We start from the raw sequence: 18,926 nt of genomic DNA on the forward strand, positions 1-18,926 counted from the left end.
AAAAAACAACTTCACACCCCGCTCTTGTTTCAACCTCCTATCGACTCCTGTACTTTTTATTCGCAAACAACGATAGCAAACATGTAAAACAAATAACTACCAGGAGTAATACATGAGTAAAAACAACCTGTCTGGAGTATTAACCGGACATAGCCTCACGTCATGCATAGACGAAATCTCACTGCTAGATTACGAAGACCTTACCGTTTGCACGCAATTAGCCACAAAATCCGCTGACATGCTTTGTAGCCGCTTCACTGATTCGTCAGAGTGGCTGCGTGAATATGTAAAGACAATGGATTTCCTGGGTTGGTCTGTCTTTGAAGACGCAATTTTCACCCGCACCCGTAGCGTCATTTCACACAGCGTTGCGGACTTTCTGGTGCAAAGCGCTGAAGGCATGCGCGACTCCCGACAAGGCAATGCCATGATAGACACGCTCGACGCGCTGAAGCCCGACAACTCGGCGCTGTTTTCGCTGGATGAAGAGAGTCTTATGGGAGAAGGCTTTCAGGTAATACCGGCACGCTACGATCCACAGGGTTTTCTTGAAATAGCCGTCTTTAATCTTGAGTTGATAGTACCTGCAAGAAACAATGGTTTTTTGTTCTGGAACTGGGAAGATCAGGATGCACAAATCATCCAGCGACGGGCCAGCCTTAAACTGGACAGATACAAACTCGATAATAAAAAACCGCTGATTGAAAAAAAGCTTCGCGAGATCACCATGAAGAGATTCGAACTGCGCAAACCATCATAGGATTGAATATCCTGACACTTGACAGTGCCATCACGGTCAAAAACACGCCTTCACCCAATCACGACAGGCGAATGCCGCGCCGCGGTATGATGCGCAACCGCCAGCCCGGCACGGACCGTCACCGTGATCTGGCTTCGATTGATAGATGAGGAACAGCATGACCCCCTGGCTGACAGTAGTAGGCATCGGAGAGGAAGGCTTCAAGGGGCTTGGAAAAAATGCCCGGCATGCTCTGCTGAAGGCTTCGCGGATCATTGGCGGTCAACGACAACTGGATCTGCTGCCAGCCTGCATCCGTGGCGAACGACAATTGTGGCCAAGCCCCTTTACCCTTGAACCGGTCCTGGCCAGACGTGGCGAGCCCGTCTGCGTCCTGGCCAGCGGCGATCCAATGTTCTATGGCGTCGGCGCCAGTCTTGCCCGACAACTCCCTGCCAGCGAAATGCTGACGCTTCCCGCGCCCTCCTCCTGCTCGCTCGCCGCTGCGCGAATGGGCTGGCCCTTGCAGGACGTGGTCACCCTATCGGTGGTGGCCCGGCCGGTCGCCGCACTCAACGCCCAACTGTCCAGCGGCGTGCGCTTGCTGGTATTGAGCAACGACGGCCGTAGCCCCACCGCCATTGCTGCACTGTTGCGCGAGCGAAGCTTCGGTCCCAGTCGTCTCACCGTGCTGGAACACCTGGGCGGCGAAGCCGAGCGGCGTATCGACGGTATCGCCAGCGACTGGAACGATCCGCCGATCGCCGATCTGAACCTGATCGCCATCGAGTGCATCGCAGAGCCGAACACGTTGCGGCTGTCCCGACTGGCTGGACTGCCGGACTCCGCCTTCAAGCATGACGGCCAATTGACCAAACGCGATGTGCGCGCCATCACCCTTGCACGTCTGGCCCCGATCCCCGGCGAATTGTTGTGGGATGTCGGTGCCGGCAGTGGCTCGATCGGCATCGAATGGATGCGCACCCACCCTGGTTGCCGTGCACTGGCCATCGAGGCGGATAACGGCCGTCAGGCGCTGATCGAACACAACCGCGATGCCCTTGGTGTTCCCGGCCTGCAGCTGGTTCGTGGCAGTGCGCCGCAGGCCTTGGCCGGCCTGGAGCGACCCGACGCGATTTTCATCGGCGGCGGTGTCACCCGTGAAGGCGTACTGGATGCATGCTGGGCCGAACTCAAGCCCGGTGGCCGGCTGATTGCCAATGCGGTCACCCTGCAAAGTGAAATGACCCTGACGGCCTGGCGCGAGCAACACGGCGGAGAGCTGACGCGGATTCATATCGCGCAGGCTCAACCGCTGGGCGACTTCGACACCTGGCGCCAGGCCCTGCCGATTACCTTGCTGGACGTGACGAAGCCTTTCGATGCGTGACGAAACCGCCGAACAACCCGCCCCGTTGCGCAGTGGCCTGACCACCGGCAGTTGCGCCACCGCTACCAGCCTAGCTGCCGCACGCTTGCTGTTGGCCGGTGTAACGGCCGATGCGGTGGACATCGTGCTGCCCAAAGGCAAGCACGTGCAGATGCGCCTGGAGTTCTGCCGCCTCACCGGGGACGGCGCCGAAGCGGGAACCCTCAAGGACGCCGGCGACGATCCCGACGTGACCCATGGTGCCCTGCTCTACTCGCAGGTGCGCCTGAGCGCCGAGCCGGGGATTCGCTTCCATGCCGGCCACGGCGTCGGCACCGTGACCCGGCCCGGGCTGGTGCTGGGTGTCGGCGAACCGGCGATCAACCCGGTGCCACGCAAAATGATCGGCGATCACCTGGCCCTACTGGCCGACGAGCTCGGTTATGCTGGCGGTTTCGACGTGACGGTCAATATCGAGAATGGTGAGGCACTGGCGCTGAAAACCATGAACCCGCGCCTGGGCATTCTTGGCGGACTGTCGATCCTCGGTACCAGCGGCATCGTCCGGCCGTTTTCATGCGCGGCCTACATTGCCTCGATCCACCAGGGCATCGACGTGGCGAAAACCAACGGTTACCTGCACATCGCCGCCTGTACCGGCAACGCCAGCGAAGACACCATGCGCCAGGTCTACAACTTGCCGGAAATTGCCCTGATCGAAATGGGCGACTTCGTCGGTGCCGTACTCAAGCACCTGCGCAAAGTGCCTGTGGACAAGCTCAGCCTGTGCGGTGGTTTCGGCAAGATCAGCAAACTGGCGGCCGGGCATATGGATTTGCACAGTCGTCATTCGAGCATCGACCTGCCGCAACTGGCGCAATGGGCCGCACAGGTCGGCGCCGATACGGCATTGCAGCAAAGCATCCGCGAGGCCAACACCAGCCAGCAGGCACTGGCCATGGCCGCCGCAGCCGGAGTTGCACTGGGCGACGCAGTCTGCCAGCACGCCCTGGATTTTGCCCGCAGCGTGGTGCCGGCGCAGGTTCAGGTGGAAGTCTTTGCCATCGATCGCCAGGGCGGGATTGTCGGCCATGCAGGCGCTTTTCAATGAAGCGCATCCTGTTGCTCGGCGGTGTGACCGAAGCCCTGGCCATTGCCCGCACGCTGGGGCCGCAGCACATCTATAGCCTGGCCGGTATCGGTCGGGTGCCGACGGACCTGCACTGTCAGATCCGCGTGGGCGGTTACGGCGGTGCCGAGGGTCTGACGCAATTCATTCGCGATGAAGGAATCGAGCTGCTGGTCGACGCCACTCACCCCTACGCCGCCCAAATCAGCCAGAACGCTGCGACCGCCGCGCGCTTGAGCGGAATTCCCTGCTGGGCGCTACGGCGTCCGGCCTGGCAAGCCCGGGCCGGAGACGATTGGCGGGAAGTTGCCGATTGGGCCGAACTGATCGAAGCCCTGAAACCCTTCCGCCGACCGCTGTTCACCCTCGGTCGCGAGCCCCTGCAACACCTGGATGAAATTCCTGCGGAGCAATTCTGGACCCTGCGCGCGCTGGAGGTCTATCCGGGCAACGAGCGCTGCGAAGTGATCGGCGCACGCGGGCCCTTCCTGATCGACGATGAACGCGCGTTGTTCGCACGGCGAAACATCGACGTGCTGATCAGCAAGAACAGCGGCAGCACGGCGACCGAGCCGAAGCTGGAAGTGGCGCGTGAGCGTGGGGTGCCGGTGATTATATTGAAACGACCGGGGTTGCCGGAGGTTGATCGGAAATTTGGCTCGGTGGCAGAAATGCTGGATGCCCTATCGATGTAGGACTATTCCTGAAAGCTGCCAGATCTTGTGATTCTGCTGGCAATAATCTCAGACGACGCTGGCTATCTACTCTACCTCCTCAATCCTATAGTTCACCTCCTCCTGAACCAATCAAGCGCACCCAACATCCACTGGGATGTATCGCCTCGCCCAAAAGAAAGTGACGCTTGCCACTCTGTATCCCAAGGAATACGATTCAACATGATCGAATTTGAGCGATCCCGAGTATTTGCCGGCTGGCTACACTCATTGAGGGACACCATCGGCAAAGCTCGAATAATCGCCAGACTCCGGGCAGCCGAGTATGGAAATTTTGGTGATTGTGAATTTGTAGGTGCTGCAGTTTATGAAATGCGCGTTCACTACGGCCCAGGCTACAGGTTGTACTTCACTCGCAGAGATGAGGTGATTTACTTGCTGCTGATCGGGGGTGACAAGTCGACTCAAAAACGAGATATCAAACGTGCTATTCAAATGGCACACAATATCGGTAATGAGGAGTAAATCATGGCCGAACAATTTACCCGTTTTGATGCCGTCGAGTTTCTCAAGACACCGGAGGAAATGGCGGCTTATCTGGATGCCTGCTTTGAAGAGGATGCCGGAGACGGCGTGTTGATACGTGCAGCGCTCAACGATATCGCCCGAGCAAAGGGCATGACACAAATTGCCCGTGATGCCGGCCTGGGACGCGAGAGTCTTTACAAGGCGCTGAGCAGTAGTGGCAATCCTGAATTCGCGACTATCATGAAGGTTATGAAAGCCTTGGGTCTGCGTTTGCACGCCATCGCTGTCTGATTGCGCTGCGACACCAAACCGCACGCCGCGTTTTTACTTATCGGCCCTGATCAGGCTAAATAGCCCGCGCCTGATCGCCCACCCAAACGGATTTTGTCCCATGTCCCGACAACGGCTCGCAATTGCCTGGATAGCCTGCTTCGCAGTGCTGTTCAATTTGCTCGCCATGCCGATGTCCGGAGCGATGGCGCAAACGTCGAAGTCACCTGCCGAACAGTTGTTGTGGGGCAGCTTCTGCAGCGCCAGCGGCACCAGGATGGTGGCGATCTCCATCGGCGACCTTGAACAGAAAGCCCCGCAAAACGACGATCATTCCAACATGCAGCATTGCTGGTGCTGTTCGGGTTCTGCGCCATTGGTGGCGTTGCCGGGGCATTCGCCACAGCTGTATTTCGCGCACTTCGAATCCAACCGAAGCCTGCCTGCCACTTCGCTCACCAGCCCGTCACCGCGCCAGCAATGGCCGAGTCTCAACCCCCGCGCGTCCCCTCTGGTGTGATTTTTTCTCGCAATTGACTGCGTTTTAAATCGTCCCGGAGAACTGCCATGTTGAACAAACTCATCGTTCTGGCTGCGTTGCTGCTGCCTGCCTGCTTTGCCAATGCCCACGAATACAAGGTCGGAGCACTGGAAATCGCTCATCCGTGGTCCCAGGAATTGCCGCCCAATGCGCCCACCGTTGCGGCGTATTTCGTGATCGACAATGAAGGCAAGACCGCCGACCGCCTGCTCAGCGTCGACTCCCCCATTGCCGGCGAAGCGCAATTGCATGAGCACGTGATGCAAGGCGACATGATGAAAATGCAGCACGTACCGAGCGTGGAAGTACCCGCCGGTGGCGAGGTCACTTTCGCACCGATGGCCTATCACGTGATGTTGCTGGGCCTCAAGGACCGCAGTCTGCTGGTTGACGGCAAGCGTTTCCCCATGACGCTGCACTTCGAGAAGGCCGGTGACGTGACGGTCGAAGTCGCGGTGCAGAAGCAGGCGCCGGACGGTATGCAAGCGCACGCGCACAATCCGTAATCGCCTGAGCTGAAAACGCCCATGCGCCCGCCTAGCGCCAGGTCATCCAGGCCACGCAGTCAGGCATTGAGCCTGACACGCGGCAGCTGGATCAGCCTGTTCGCCATGCTGATGATCTTTATCGGTCCGCTGATTTCCCAGTCGATGCCGATGGATTCGCGCGCCATGTCGATGAGCATGTCGGCGGGCATGAGCATGGACATGTCGGCGATGGAGCATGCCGACCACGGCAAGCAAACCTCCGCCGAGCATTGCCCGCCTGCCCCGGGGCACCATGTGCTGTGGGAAAAGTGCGGCTATTGCAGCCTGCTGTTCAACTGCCCGGCGCTGACCGGTGGTGTGTCCTTCGCCAACTTCGTCATTCCACCCGTCAACACCTTCACCACACCTTCTCCGCGCCTGGGTCATGCCCGGCAGACCTTCTTCCCCGGCGCCCGCACCCGCGCCCCGCCTTCCGTCGCGTAAACACCCACCTCCGATCTCACACGGTCCGCAAAACAACCCAAGCAACCGGTGGGAGCGGGCTTGCTCGCGAAGAGAGAGTGCCAGTCAACATAGATGTCGCCTGGTACACCGCTTTCGCGAGCAAGCCCGCTCCCACAGGGACAGCTTCAGGCTGCCGGCCGTGTCGTTTACGACTGTTCGATGGAAATTTCATGTCCAGGTTTTCTGCTGACACAGGCTTGAGTCCAACTCAAGTCTCCATGACCCAAAACGAATCCGGCATTCGTTTCAGGCACGCCGCTGCGATTTTGTGCAGTGCATTGCTGGCGCCTTCCGCGCTGGCCGATGAACACGCCGGTCACACTGAAGAACTGAGCCCGACGGTGATTACCGCCGTGGCCCCCAGTTCGCCATTGACCATTGTTACCAACCCCAAGGACCCGCGCCAACCGGTGCCGGCCAGCGACGGCTCGGATTATCTGAAAACCATTCCCGGTTTCGCCCAAGTGCGCAACGGCGGCACCAACGGCGACCCGGTGCTGCGCGGCATGTTCGGCTCGCGGCTGAACATCCTCACCAACGGCGGCATGATGCTCGGCGCCTGCCCTGGGCGGATGGACGCGCCGACCTCCTACATTTCGCCGGAAACCTACGACAAGCTGACCGTGATCAAAGGCCCGCAAACCGTGCTCTGGGGACCGGGCGCTTCGGCCGGCACCATCCTGTTCGACCGCGAGCCGGAAAGCTTCGGCGAACTCGGCACGAGGGTGAATGCCAGCGTGCTGGCCGGCTCCAACGGGCGCTTCGACAAACTGGTGGACGCCGCTGCCGGCGGACCACTGGGCTACGTGCGGGTGATCGGCAACACCGCACATGCAGACGACTATCAGGATGGCAACAACGACACCGTCCCATCGCGCTACGACAAATGGAACGGCGACGTCGCACTCGGCTGGACCCCGGATGCTGATACCCTGCTGGAGCTGACCGCCGGCAAGGGTGACGGTGAAGCGCGCTACGCCGGGCGCAGCATGGACGGTTCGCAGTTCCTGCGCGAAAGCCTCGGTCTGCGCTTCGAGAAATCCAACATCGGCGATGTGCTGGATACGGTAGAGGCGCAGGTCTACTACAACTACGCCGACCACGTGATGGACAACTACACCCTGCGCACGCCGTCCGGTACCGGCATGATGGCCGGGCCCATGGCCTCCAACGTCGACCGCCGCACCCTCGGCGCGCGGATCAAGGCCACCTGGCGCTGGGCTGATGTGCAACTGATCAGCGGCATCGACGCGCAGACCAACGAACATCGCCAGCGCAGCGCCATGGGCATCGACACCTACAAGGATCTGCCCTACACCAAGGATGCCGACTTCCATAACTACGGTGTATTCGGCGAACTGACCTGGTACGCCGCCGACCGTGACCGTTTGATCAGCGGCGCACGCCTGGACCGCGCCTCGGCCAAGGACTATCGGCAGACCATCGGCTCGGGAATGATGACCCGCCCGAATCCGACCGCCGACGACACCCGCGCCGACACCCTGCCAAGCGGCTTCATCCGCTACGAGCATGACCTGACCGACAGCCCGACCACCTTGTACGCGGGCCTCGGTCACACCCAGCGGTTCCCGGATTACTGGGAGCTGTTTTCGCCCAACTCCGGCCCCGCCGGTTCGGTGAATGCCTTCGATTCGATCAAGCCGGAAAAAACCACCCAGCTCGATTTCGGCCTGCAATACAAGACCGGAGCACTCGAAGCCTGGGCCTCGGGCTACATCGGGCAGGTGCGCGATTACATCCTGTTCAACTACACCCCGACGATGATGGGCACGACCTCGCAAGCCGAGAACATCGACGCACGAATCATGGGCGGCGAACTGGGCGCCGCGTACAGCCTCACTGAACACTGGAAAGCCGACGCGACCCTGGCCTACGCCTGGGGCAAGAACAGCAGCGATGGCTCTGCATTACCGCAGATGCCGCCGCTGGATGCCCGTTTCGGCCTGACCTACAGCGAAGACAACTGGAGTGCCGGCGCACTGTGGAGAGTGGTCGCCGCACAAAACCGTATCGACCAGAACAAAGGCAACGTGGTCGGCAAGGACTTCGGCAAGACGCCGGGGTTCGGCGTGTTCTCCCTCAACGGTGCCTATCGGATCAACAGCAACTGGAAGGTCAGCAGCGGCGTCGACAACCTGTTCGGCAAGGCTTACGCCGAGCACTTGAACCTGGCCGGCAACGCAGGTTTCGGCTATCCGGCCAATGACCCGCAGGCCATCAAGGAGCCGGGGCGCACGCTCTGGACCCGGGTAGATATGAGTTTCTGACAACAAGATCAAAAGATCGCAGGCTTCGCCAGCTCCTACAGGGAATGCGTACTGCGATCTTTTAAAAAAACAACTGATTCGCCAATGCGGAGCACACGTGATGAAACAGCCCAAAGTGAATTTCTACAACCTGGCCTGGCGCTGGCATTTCTATGCCGGATTGTTCGTTGCGCCATTCATGGTGATGCTGGCCCTGACCGGCACCATTTACCTGTTCAAGCCGCAACTCGATTCGCTGATGTACAGCAGCCTGCTCAACGTGCCGGCCGGACATCACACCGTCCCGGCCGACGACCTGCTCAAGCGGGTGAAAGATGCGTATCCCCAGGCAACGATCAAGCAGTACCTGCCACCGGTCAATGCCGAACGCAGCGCCCAGTTTGTCGTGCTCAACGACGGCAACGAGCTGAACGTTTTTGTCGATCCGTACCACGGCGACATCCTCGGCGAGCAAGACGCCAAGAAGAACCTGCAAGCCATTGCGCGCGCGATTCACGGCGAGCTGATGATCGGCACCGTCGGCGATCGGCTGATCGAACTGGCCGCCGGTTGGGGTGTGGTGCTGGTGGTGTCCGGCGTATTCCTGTGGTGGCCGCGCGGCCAGGCCGCCGGCATTCTGTGGCCACGCCTGAGCAGTCGCGGGCGGGTGCTTTGGCGGGACTTGCATGCCGTCACCGGATTCTGGGGTGCCTCCCTGCTGCTGGTGATGCTGCTCAGCGGCATGACCTGGACCGGCTTCTGGGGCCAGCAATACGCGGCCGTGTGGAACGTCTTTCCGGCGGCAATGTGGGACAACGTACCGAAGTCCGACGTCGAGGCGCGCAGCCTCAACAGCGCCACACGCCAGACCGTGCCCTGGGCCATGGAAAACACGCCGATGCCAATGTCCGGCGACCACGCCGAACACATGGCCCACGATGGCGCACAAGCCGGCCCGGCCGCACCGACCATCAGCCTGCAGGACGTACAAAACATCGCCACCCAAAGCAAGGTCGAGCCGGGCTACAGCATCACCTTGCCAACGACCGCCACCGGTGTGTTCACCATCGCCGTGTTCGCCGATGACCCGCGCAATGACGCCACGTTGCACATCGACCAGTACACCGGCAAGGTCCTTGCCGATGTGCGTTACGAGCAATATGGCGCCGTCGCCCGCGCCACGGAAATCGGCGTGATGCTCCACGAAGGCAAGATGTTCGGCACCCTCAATCAGCTCATCGTGTTGCTGATCTGCCTGATGATCCTGCTCAGCGCGGTCAGCGGCGTGGTGATCTGGTGGAAGCGTCGTCCGCAAGGAAAACTCGGCGTACCGCCGCTGCGCCACGACCTGCCGAAATGGAAAACCGCCATGGTGATCATGTTCGCCCTCGCGGTGGCCTTCCCGTTGGTGGGCGCTTCGCTGGTGGTGGTGTGGGTGCTGGATCGTGTGCTGCTGTCGCGTTTTACCCGACAGACTGAGAGCGCCTCATCTTCATCATGAAACAGCTGAGATGCGCGGGGCTCAAGGGGCTGTAAACTCCCGCGCATGCCACCTCGGCTCTCTTCGCGAGCAGGCTCGCTCCCACATTTGACCGCGTTCCAATGTGGGAGCGAGCCTGCTCGCGAAGAGAGCCGCACCACCGAAATACCAAGAGCATTTGCATGACCTCGCTGAACCTCGCAAACATTTCCTGGACGCCCCTGGGTCACGGCCATTGCCACCATCAATTCCAGCTGCGTGATGCCTCCGTGCACGTGGCTGCGGGTGAGTTCGTCGGGTTGATCGGCCCCAATGGCAGTGGCAAGACCAGCCTGTTGCGTTGTGCCTGGCGCTTCAGTAAACCGGAGCACGGCGAGGTCAGGCTCGATCACCAGAATGTCTGGAAACAGTCTTCACGCTGGTGTGCACAACGCATCGCCGTGGTCTTGCAGGAGTTCCCCGACGCCTTCGGCCTGACCGTCGAGGAAGTGGTCGCCATGGGCCGCACGCCGCACAAAGGTCTGTTCGATGGCGACACGCTCGAGGACTCGACACTCATTCATCAGGCGCTGGAGTCCGTCGGTCTCAAGGGTTTCGATGACCATGAGTTCGCCACCCTCTCAGGCGGAGAAAAACAGCGGGTAATCCTCGCCCGCGCCCTGGCTCAGCAACCGCAACTGCTGATCCTCGACGAGCCGACCAACCACCTCGACCCACGCTATCAGCTTGAGCTGTTGAAGTTGGTCAAGCACCTGAACATCGGCACCCTGGCGAGCATCCACGACCTCAATCTGGCGGCGGCTTTTTGTGATCGGTTGTACGTGATCAACCATGGCCGCATCGTCGCCAGCGGCACGCCGCAAGAGGTGCTCACCGCCGCCCTGCTGCGCAATGTGTTTGGCGTCGAAGCACTTATCGATGACCATCCGCTGCACGGCTACCCACGAATCACCTGGATAACCCAACCATGAATTTGCGTTCCCTGCTGCGCTCCGGCCTCTGCCTCGTGATGCTGTCGATCAGCGCCCAGGCCTTGGCCGAAGCCACCCATTACCCGCTGACAGTCAAAAGCTGCAACCGCGAAGTGACCTTCACGCAAGCACCGCAACACGCCCTCAGCCACGACATCAACATGACCCAGATGATGCTCGCCCTCGGCCTCAAGCCACGGATGGTCGGCTACAGCGGCGTCAGTGGCTGGAAGGCCGTGACACCCGACATGCAGTCGCTGCTCGACGGTCTGCCGGAACTGGCGGCCAAGTACCCGTCGGTGGAAACCCTGCTCAATGCCAACGTCGATTTCCTCTTCGCCGGTTGGGACTACGGCATGCGCGTCGGCGGCGATCTCACTCCGCAGACCCTGCAGCCGCTGGGCATCAATGTGTATGAGCTGAGCGAATCCTGCGCCTTCGTGATGAAGCGCCCACCGGCCAGCCTCGAAGACACCTACAACGACCTGCGCAACCTCGGCAGGATCTTCGACGTGCAGGACCGCGCCAACGCCCTGGTCGCCCACATGCAGGCGCAAGTGGCGGACATTCGCAAAACCCTGCCCGCGCAAAGACCGCGGGTCTTCCTGTACGACAGCGGCGAAGACCGGGCCATGACTTCAGGCCGCCTGGGCATGCCGCAAGCACTGATCGACGCCGCTGGCGGGCGCAACATCCTGGAGGATGTCGACGCAAGCTGGACCCGGGTCAACTGGGAAAGCGTGGTCGAACACAATCCGCAGGTGATCGTGATCGTCGACTACAGCGAAATCACCGCCGATCAGAAGATTCAGTTCCTGCTGGCCAACAAGGCCCTGCAATCGGTGGACGCGATCAAGCACCGGCGCTTCATCGTCATCCCGTACGTGCAGGCCACGCCGGGGATCGATAACGTGCTGGCGGTCGCCACCCTGGCCAAGGGTTTCCACGGCGAATGATCAACCGTCGCTACGCCCTGTTACTGATCGCCCTCGGTGCCCTGTTGCTGATGTCGTGCGTGGTGTCCCTGGGTTTCGGCCCGGCGCGGGTACCGCTGGACGTGGTGTGGCGCATCCTGTTGCACAAACTGTTCGGCTTCGGTGTGCCGGACTGGAGCCCCGGGCAAGAGCATATCGTCTGGCTGATCCGCGTCCCGCGCATGCTGCTCGGCGCACTGGTGGGCGCCGGGCTGGCGCTGATCGGCGCGGTGCTGCAAGCGGTGACGCGCAACCCGCTGGCTGACCCGCATTTACTCGGCGTCACGTCCGGCGCGACGTTGGGCGCAGTGATCGTGGTGTTGCATGTCGGAGAGATCGTTGGCCTGCTGACCTTGCCGATCGCAGCCTTCATCGGTGCATTGCTGAGCATGCTGGTGGTGCTGATGATCGCCAGCCGCCACGGCCGCCTCGACAGTGATCGCCTGTTGTTGTGCGGCGTGGCGGTGTCGTTCGTGATGATGGCGATCGCCAATTTGTTGCTGTTCCTGGGCGATCATCGAGCCAGTTCGGCGGTGATGTTCTGGATGCTCGGCGGACTCGGGCTGGCGCGCTGGGAATTGCTGGCGGTACCGACCGCCAGTGTGTTGTTCGGTCTGGTTTTGCTGCTGGGCATGGCGCGACCGTTGAATGCGCTGATGGCCGGTGAGCAGACGGCAGTGACCCTGGGCCTGAATGCGCGCGCCGTGCGCCTGCGGGTATTTCTGATTGCCTCGCTGATGACCGGGGTGCTGGTGTCGATCAGCGGCTCGATCGGCTTTGTCGGGCTGATGGTGCCGCACATCGCGCGGCGTCTGGTCGGGGCTGAACACCGAAGAGTGCTGCCGGTGTGCGTGTTGCTCGGCAGCGTGTTTCTGGTCTGGGTCGACGTTGCTGCCCGGACGATGATTGCGCCCGAAGACTTGCCCATCGGGGTGGCCACGGCAGCGATTGGCGGTTTGTTCTTCATCGGTTTGATGCGACGTCGTTAACGCCATGTTTAATTAAAACAAAATTTAAAATTGCATGCATGCCTGGAAAAACCTCGTATTGAGTTAACGCTTAACAAATCCATTACCGCGCTCATACTCCGCTCCCGCGAGTTGAATAATAAAAAGACTCGTGCACTTCAATAACGATTATTCCTACATCTTAATCGTCACAACTCCTACAAGAGCGGAAAGAGGTAACCATGTTCAAAAAACTCATCATATCCATCGCACTTGTTTCAACGCCTGCATGGGCAGCCAAGCCCCCCTTTACTGGCGTTGACTACAGCGGCCGATATCAATGTACCGGAATGGACAGCCATATCGGTGCGTTTGAAGGTGTGGTCGACATGAAACTCAATGCCGAACAAAGTACCGGCGAACATGGCGCCTATGGCTTTACCCTGACGTTGCTCGACAACTCCCGGTATGACGGCTTTGCCGCCGCCAACTCGAGCTCCCTGGCGATTTACTTTGCCCATACGGATCCGTCGCACAAGGATTACGGTGTCGGGATAGCAAACATCGCTTCCACGCCTGACGGGAAAACTTCATTCACCAAGTACTACTACGGCCCGGAGTACGAAGGTGGCGGACATGGTTTTGAAACCTGCATCAAAAGCTGATCTGATGCGCCGCTGACTTTGTGGGAGCGGGCTTGCTCGCGAAGAGGGTGTGTCAGACAACATCAATGGCAACTGAAACACCGCATTCGCGAGCAAGCCCGCTCCCACAATCGATTGTTGTTGCTCATACAATCTGCGCCCCAATCTGGCGCAACGCTTCGCACCAACACGCCTGCCGCGATCCTTCATGGTGCGCCATCAAACCGCACAACCGCTCTAAAACGCCATTCCCGTACCTTTCCCCGACCGGGCACAGCCCTTGCTAAAGACCCTTCAGTAGTCCGCATCTGCCAACCAAGAAAACTCATAAGTTCATGGAGATCGCACAATGAAGCGTCGCAGTTTGATCAAGGCTTTCACTCTCTCGGCATCCATTGCCGCAATGGGCATGACCTGGACCGTCCAGGCCGCCGAGACCATCAAGGTCGGTATTCTGCATTCGTTGTCCGGGACCATGGCGATCTCCGAAACGTCGTTGAAAGACATGGCGCTGATGACCATCGACGAGATCAACGCCAAGGGCGGCGTGAACGGCAAGATGCTGGAACCGGTGGTGGTCGACCCGGCGTCGAACTGGCCGCTGTTCGCCGAAAAGGGTCGCCAGTTGCTGACCCAGGACAAGGTCGCCGTGGTGTTCGGTTGCTGGACTTCGGTGTCGCGCAAATCGGTACTGCCGGTGTTCGAAGAACTCAATGGCCTGCTGTTCTACCCGGTGCAGTACGAAGGCGAAGAAATGTCGCCGAACGTGTTCTACACCGGCGCCGCGCCGAACCAGCAGGCGATCCCTGCCGTTGAATACCTGATGAGCGAAGAAGGCGGCAGCGCCAAGCGCTACTTCCTGCTCGGCACCGACTACGTCTACCCGCGCACCACCAACAAGATCCTGCGTTCGTTCCTGCATTCAAAAGGTGTGGCCGACAAGGACATCGAAGAGGTCTACACCCCGTTCGGCCACAGCGACTATCAAACCATCGTCGCCAACATCAAGAAGTTCTCGGCGGGCGGCAAGACCGCCGTCATCTCCACCGTCAACGGCGACTCCAACGTGCCGTTCTATAAAGAACTGGCCAACCAGGGCCTGAAAGCCACCGACGTTCCAGTCGTGGCGTTCTCGGTCGGCGAAGAAGAACTGCGCGGCATCGACACCAAGCCACTGGTGGGCAACCTCGCTGCGTGGAACTACTTCGAGTCGGTCGAGAACCCGGTGAACAAGAAGTTCGTCGATGACTGGAAAGCCTACGCCAAAAAACACAACCTGCCGGGCGCCGACAAAGCGGTGACCAACGACCCGATGGAAGCCACCTATGTGGGCATCCACATGTGGGCGCAAGCCGCCGAAAAAGCCAAATCCACCGACGTCGACAAAGTCCGCGAAGCCCTGGCCGGCCAGACCTTTGCCGCGCCGTCCGGTTACACGCTGACCATGGACAAGACCAATCACCACCTGCACAAGCCGGTGATGATCGGTGAGATCCAGTCTGACGGTCAGTTCAACGTGGTGTGGCAGACCGAAGGACCGATCCGCGCCCAACCGTGGAGCCCGTTCATCCAGGGCAACGACAAGAAGCCGGAGTATGCGGTGAAGAGCAACTAAAGCCATTGGGCCTGACGATTGTTCAGGCCCAACACAACTCCTGTGGGAGCGGGCTTGTGTGGCAAGGGGGCTTGCCCCCGTTGGGTTGCGAAGCAGCCCCTGAATCTGTGACTGCGGTGTATCAGGTACATCCGAGGCATCGATTTACGACTGCTACGCAGCCGAACGGGGGCAAGCCCCCTCGCCACACAAGCCCGCTCCCACATTTAGTCCGCGCAAGGCCAAGCATATGCCCACTGCCCTCTACCGCTTCATTCTCGCCATCGCCCTCTTGTTGCCGATGGCCACCCACGCCGGCGACGCCGAAGACTTCGTCGCCGCCAATCCCGCGCAACAAGCCAAACTGCTGGAAGCCTGGGCCGCGCAGCCCGATCCGGCCCGCATCGAACTAATCAACGCCCTGCAACAAGGCGAGTTGACCGTCGACGGCCAACCGAAAACCCTGCGTCTGAACAACCGCCTGCGGGGTCTGATCGACACCGCCCTGGCCAGCCATCAATTGCTCGCCGTCGACGCCAGGATCCGTCTGGCCGCCGCGCAGCAATTGCAGAAAAGCGCCAAGCCGGCGCAATTGAAACTCCTCGACCAGCAACTGGCTGGCGAGAAAGACGAGAGTGTTCACGCCGCCCTCAGCCTGGCCCTGGCCAATCTGCAATTGGTGGACGCTGACCCGGCTGTGCGCCTCGCCGCGGTGCGCTTGCTCGGCGAGACCGGCGACCCGCTGGCCCGCACCCGCCTCGAAAGCCTGCTGGAGCCTGGCGTCGAAACCGACGCGAATGTGCGTACCGCCGCTGAAACCAGCCTCGCTCAAGTCAAACGCAAACTGCTGGTCGGCGAGATGCTTGGCCAGGCCTTCAGCGGCATGTCGCTAGGCTCGATACTGCTGCTCGCCGCCCTCGGCCTGGCAATCACCTTCGGCCTGCTCGGCGTGATCAACATGGCCCACGGCGAGATGCTGATGCTCGGCGCCTACTCGACCTATGTAGTGCAACTGATGTTCCAGCGCTTCGCGCCGCAGGCCATCGAGTTCTATCCATTGATCGCATTGCCGGTGGCATTTTTCGTCACCGCCGCCATCGGCATGGCGCTGGAGCGCACGGTGATTCGCCACCTCTATGGTCGCCCGCTGGAAACCCTGCTCGCCACCTGGGGCATCAGCCTGATGCTGATTCAGCTTGTTCGGTTGCTGTTCGGCGCGCAGAACGTCGAAGTGGCCAACCCGGCCTGGCTGTCGGGCGGGATACAGGTGCTGCCCAATCTTGTGCTGCCCTACAACCGCATCGTCATCATTGCCTTTGCGCTGTTCGTGGTGGTGCTGACCTGGCTGCTGCTGAACAAGACACGCCTGGGCCTGAACGTACGAGCGGTCACCCAGAATCGCAACATGGCCGCCTGCTGCGGCGTACCGACCGGGCGCGTGGACATGCTCGCCTTCGGTCTCGGCTCGGGCATCGCCGGCCTTGGTGGCGTGGCCCTGAGCCAGATCGGCAACGTCGGCCCGGACCTCGGCCAGAGCTACATCATCGACTCGTTCCTGGTGGTGGTGCTCGGTGGTGTCGGTCAGTTGGCCGGTAGCGTGCTGGCGGCGTTCGGCTTAGGAATAGCCAACAAGATTCTCGAACCGCAGATCGGTGCGGTGCTCGGCAAGATCCTCATCCTCGCGCTGATCATTCTGTTCATCCAGAAACGTCCGCAAGGCCTCTTCGCACTCAAAGGACGGGTGATCGACTGATGAACCAGCCCCTGCTCGTTACCGCGACCCAAAAAGCCGGCCCCAAAGTCTCGATTGCCATTGGCGCAGTGATCCTCATTGTGCTGCTGACGTTACCGCTGCTGTCGTTGTTACCGGTGGACAGCACGCTGCATGTTTCAGCCTATACGCTGACGCTGGTGGGCAAGATTCTCTGCTACGCCATCGTCGCGTTGGCGCTGGATCTGGTCTGGGGTTATGCCGGCCTGCTGTCCCTCGGCCACGGTTTGTTCTTCGCCCTCGGCGGCTATGCCATGGGCATGTACCTGATGCGCCAGGCCTCGGGTGATGGTTTGCCGGCGTTCATGACCTTCCTGTCGTGGACTGAAATGCCGTGGTTCTGGACCGGTACCAGCAGCTTCCTCTGGACCCTGTGCCTGGTGGTATTGGCGCCGGGGTTGCTGGCGTTGGTGTTCGGTTTCTTCGCCTTCCGTTCGCGGATCAAGGGCGTGTATTTCTCGATCATGACCCAGGCCCTGACCTTCGCCGGCATGTTGCTGTTCTTCCGCAACGAAACCGGTTTTGGCGGCAACAACGGCTTCACCAACTTCCGCACCATTCTCGGCTTTGGCATCACCGAACCGGGCACCCGCGCGGTGCTGTTTTTCGCCACGGTGCTGTTGCTGGTGGCGAGCCTGTACATCGGCTGGCGCCTGGCACAGAGCAAGTTCGGTCGGGTACTGACCGCGTTGCGCGATGCGGAGAACCGTCTGATGTTCTGCGGCTACGACCCGCGCGGGTTCAAGTTGTTTGTCTGGGTGCTGAGCGCGGTGTTGTGTGGCCTGGCCGGGGCGCTGTACGTGCCGCAAGTCGGCATCATCAACCCGAGCGAGATGTCGCCGACCAACTCGATAGAAGCCGCCGTATGGGTCGCCCTTGGCGGGCGCGGCACCTTGATCGGTCCGTTGCTCGGTGCAGGCGTGGTCAACGGCATGAAGAGCTGGTTCACCGTGGCCTTCCCCGAGTACTGGCTGTTCTTCCTCGGCGCGCTGTTCATCGTCGTGACCCTGTACCTGCCCAAAGGCGTGATCGGTCTGCTGAAGAAAAGAGGTGAATCATGAGAGTCACGGCAACCGCTGAATTCATGCTCGAACCGGCGTTTTTCCCCGTAGAACCCAACAAGGACGCCGGCAGCAGCCGTGACGCCATCGGTCTCGGCCAGCGCGCCGGCAAAGGCCTGAACACCCGCCACGGCACCATCCTGACCCTGGAAGACATCAGCGTCAGCTTCGACGGTTTCAAGGCGCTGAACGATTTGAACCTGTACATCGGCGTCGGCGAACTGCGCTGCATCATCGGCCCCAATGGCGCAGGCAAGACCACGCTGATGGACGTGATCACCGGCAAGACCCGTCCCGGCCACGGCAAGGCCTGGTTCGGCGAAACCCTGGACCTGACGCAGATGAGCGAAGTGCAGATCGCCCAGGCCGGCATCGGCCGCAAGTTCCAGAAGCCGACGGTGTTCGAAGCCTTGAGCGTGTTCGAGAACCTGGAACTGGCGCAGAAAACCGACAAGTCGGTGTGGGCCAGCCTGCGGGCGCGCTTGAGCGGCGAGCAGAAAGACCGCATCGCCGAGGTGCTGGAGACCATTCGCTTGACCAGCTCGGTCAATCGCCCGGCCGGCCTGCTGTCCCACGGCCAGAAGCAGTTCCTCGAGATCGGCATGCTGCTGATGCAGGACCCGCAATTGCTGCTGCTCGATGAACCGGTGGCGGGCATGACCGACGCCGAAACAGAATTCACCGCCGAGCTGTTCAAGCGCCTGGCCGGCAAGCACTCGCTGATGGTGGTGGAACACGACATGGGCTTCGTCGGCTCGATTGCCGACCACGTCACCGTGTTGCATCAGGGCAGCGTGCTGGCCGAGGGCTCACTGGAGCAGGTGCAGGACAACGAGCGGGTGATCGAGGTCTACCTCGGTCGATAACCACCCCTGCCAAGAGCGATGTAGGAGCTGTCGAGTGAAACGAGGCTGCGATCTTTTGATCTTCAACGGTGCCGGAAAAAATCAAGATCAAAAGATCGCAGCCTCGTTT

General features: G+C 60.6%; 19 protein-coding genes. All 19 read left to right on the forward strand.

All coding sequences use genetic code 11. The annotated features are described in order from the left end of the window. The first annotated feature begins 112 nt into the window (after nucleotides 1–112). The 19 genes from AC3WJW_RS03945 (at nucleotide 113) to urtD (ending at nucleotide 18,817) form a co-directional block, all read left to right on the forward strand. Nucleotides 113–760 (forward strand): hypothetical protein, encoded by a 648-nt coding sequence (locus AC3WJW_RS03945; RefSeq protein ID WP_493725192.1) that lies wholly within the window; start codon nucleotides 113–115, stop codon nucleotides 758–760. A 157-nt stretch (nucleotides 761–917) separates the two neighbouring features. Continuing rightward, nucleotides 918–2,129 carry a precorrin-6y C5,15-methyltransferase (decarboxylating) subunit CbiE gene (cbiE, locus tag AC3WJW_RS03950; RefSeq protein ID WP_493725193.1) on the forward strand — a complete coding sequence of 404 codons (1,212 nt, stop codon included), beginning with the start codon at nucleotides 918–920 and terminating at the stop codon, nucleotides 2,127–2,129. Next, nucleotides 2,122–3,219 (forward strand): cobalt-precorrin-5B (C(1))-methyltransferase, encoded by a 1,098-nt coding sequence (locus tag AC3WJW_RS03955; RefSeq protein ID WP_493725194.1) that lies wholly within the window; start codon nucleotides 2,122–2,124, stop codon nucleotides 3,217–3,219. Before cbiE ends, AC3WJW_RS03955 begins: the two co-directional genes overlap by 8 nt. Beyond that, complete coding sequence (locus AC3WJW_RS03960) at nucleotides 3,216–3,932, forward strand: cobalt-precorrin-6A reductase (RefSeq protein WP_493725195.1); 717 nt, start codon at nucleotides 3,216–3,218, stop codon at nucleotides 3,930–3,932. Before AC3WJW_RS03955 ends, AC3WJW_RS03960 begins: the two co-directional genes overlap by 4 nt. Nucleotides 3,933–4,133: 201 nt before the next feature. Beyond that, nucleotides 4,134–4,436 carry a type II toxin-antitoxin system RelE/ParE family toxin gene (locus AC3WJW_RS03965; protein ID WP_493725196.1) on the forward strand — a complete coding sequence of 101 codons (303 nt, stop codon included), beginning with the start codon at nucleotides 4,134–4,136 and terminating at the stop codon, nucleotides 4,434–4,436. 3 nt (nucleotides 4,437–4,439) lie between these two features. Then, nucleotides 4,440–4,730: an addiction module antidote protein gene (locus tag AC3WJW_RS03970; protein WP_007994260.1), complete on the forward strand. Its 291-nt coding sequence runs from the start codon at nucleotides 4,440–4,442 to the stop codon at nucleotides 4,728–4,730. Between the two features lie 100 nt (nucleotides 4,731–4,830). Further along, entirely contained in the window at nucleotides 4,831–5,229 is a 399-nt protein-coding gene (locus AC3WJW_RS03975; protein WP_218476126.1) for a DUF2946 domain-containing protein, read from the forward strand. Nucleotides 5,230–5,276: 47 nt separating this feature from the next. Then, nucleotides 5,277–5,756: a copper chaperone PCu(A)C gene (locus tag AC3WJW_RS03980; protein ID WP_493725197.1), complete on the forward strand. Its 480-nt coding sequence runs from the start codon at nucleotides 5,277–5,279 to the stop codon at nucleotides 5,754–5,756. 21 nt (nucleotides 5,757–5,777) lie between these two features. Continuing rightward, nucleotides 5,778–6,221 carry a DUF2946 domain-containing protein gene (locus AC3WJW_RS03985; protein ID WP_493725198.1) on the forward strand — a complete coding sequence of 148 codons (444 nt, stop codon included), beginning with the start codon at nucleotides 5,778–5,780 and terminating at the stop codon, nucleotides 6,219–6,221. 239 nt (nucleotides 6,222–6,460) lie between these two features. Beyond that, entirely contained in the window at nucleotides 6,461–8,530 is a 2,070-nt protein-coding gene (locus tag AC3WJW_RS03990) for a TonB-dependent copper receptor (RefSeq protein WP_493725199.1), read from the forward strand. A 100-nt stretch (nucleotides 8,531–8,630) separates the two neighbouring features. Continuing rightward, on the forward strand, nucleotides 8,631–10,010 hold the full coding sequence (locus AC3WJW_RS03995) for a PepSY-associated TM helix domain-containing protein (protein WP_493725200.1): 1,380 nt from the start codon (nucleotides 8,631–8,633) through the stop codon (nucleotides 10,008–10,010). Nucleotides 10,011–10,171: 161 nt separating this feature from the next. After that, the gene (locus AC3WJW_RS04000) at nucleotides 10,172–10,960 is read left to right on the forward strand and encodes an ABC transporter ATP-binding protein (RefSeq protein WP_493725201.1); all 789 of its coding nucleotides are present in this window, start codon (nucleotides 10,172–10,174) and stop codon (nucleotides 10,958–10,960) included. After that, nucleotides 10,957–11,916 (forward strand): ABC transporter substrate-binding protein, encoded by a 960-nt coding sequence (locus tag AC3WJW_RS04005; protein WP_493725202.1) that lies wholly within the window; start codon nucleotides 10,957–10,959, stop codon nucleotides 11,914–11,916. Before AC3WJW_RS04000 ends, AC3WJW_RS04005 begins: the two co-directional genes overlap by 4 nt. Beyond that, nucleotides 11,913–12,923, forward strand: a complete 1,011-nt coding sequence (locus tag AC3WJW_RS04010; protein ID WP_493725203.1) for a FecCD family ABC transporter permease — start codon at nucleotides 11,913–11,915, stop codon at nucleotides 12,921–12,923. Before AC3WJW_RS04005 ends, AC3WJW_RS04010 begins: the two co-directional genes overlap by 4 nt. A 200-nt stretch (nucleotides 12,924–13,123) precedes the next feature. Continuing rightward, nucleotides 13,124–13,546, forward strand: coding sequence for a hypothetical protein (locus AC3WJW_RS04015; protein WP_493725204.1), 423 nt, complete (start codon nucleotides 13,124–13,126; stop codon nucleotides 13,544–13,546). A gap of 328 nt (nucleotides 13,547–13,874) precedes the next feature. Next, nucleotides 13,875–15,140, forward strand: coding sequence for an urea ABC transporter substrate-binding protein (urtA, locus tag AC3WJW_RS04020; protein ID WP_007979634.1), 1,266 nt, complete (start codon nucleotides 13,875–13,877; stop codon nucleotides 15,138–15,140). 229 nt (nucleotides 15,141–15,369) lie between these two features. Next, nucleotides 15,370–16,872 (forward strand): urea ABC transporter permease subunit UrtB, encoded by a 1,503-nt coding sequence (gene urtB, locus AC3WJW_RS04025; RefSeq protein ID WP_493725205.1) that lies wholly within the window; start codon nucleotides 15,370–15,372, stop codon nucleotides 16,870–16,872. Next, a complete protein-coding gene (gene urtC / locus AC3WJW_RS04030; protein WP_493725206.1) occupies nucleotides 16,872–17,951 on the forward strand; it encodes an urea ABC transporter permease subunit UrtC in 1,080 nt (359 codons plus the stop codon). The genes urtB and urtC overlap by 1 nt, the downstream gene beginning before the upstream one ends. Then, nucleotides 17,948–18,817, forward strand: coding sequence for an urea ABC transporter ATP-binding protein UrtD (gene urtD, locus AC3WJW_RS04035; protein ID WP_218501254.1), 870 nt, complete (start codon nucleotides 17,948–17,950; stop codon nucleotides 18,815–18,817). Before urtC ends, urtD begins: the two co-directional genes overlap by 4 nt. Nucleotides 18,818–18,926 lie beyond the last annotated feature (109 nt).

The sequence above is a fragment of the Pseudomonas sp. GW821-FHT07G06 genome (assembly GCF_058986625.1).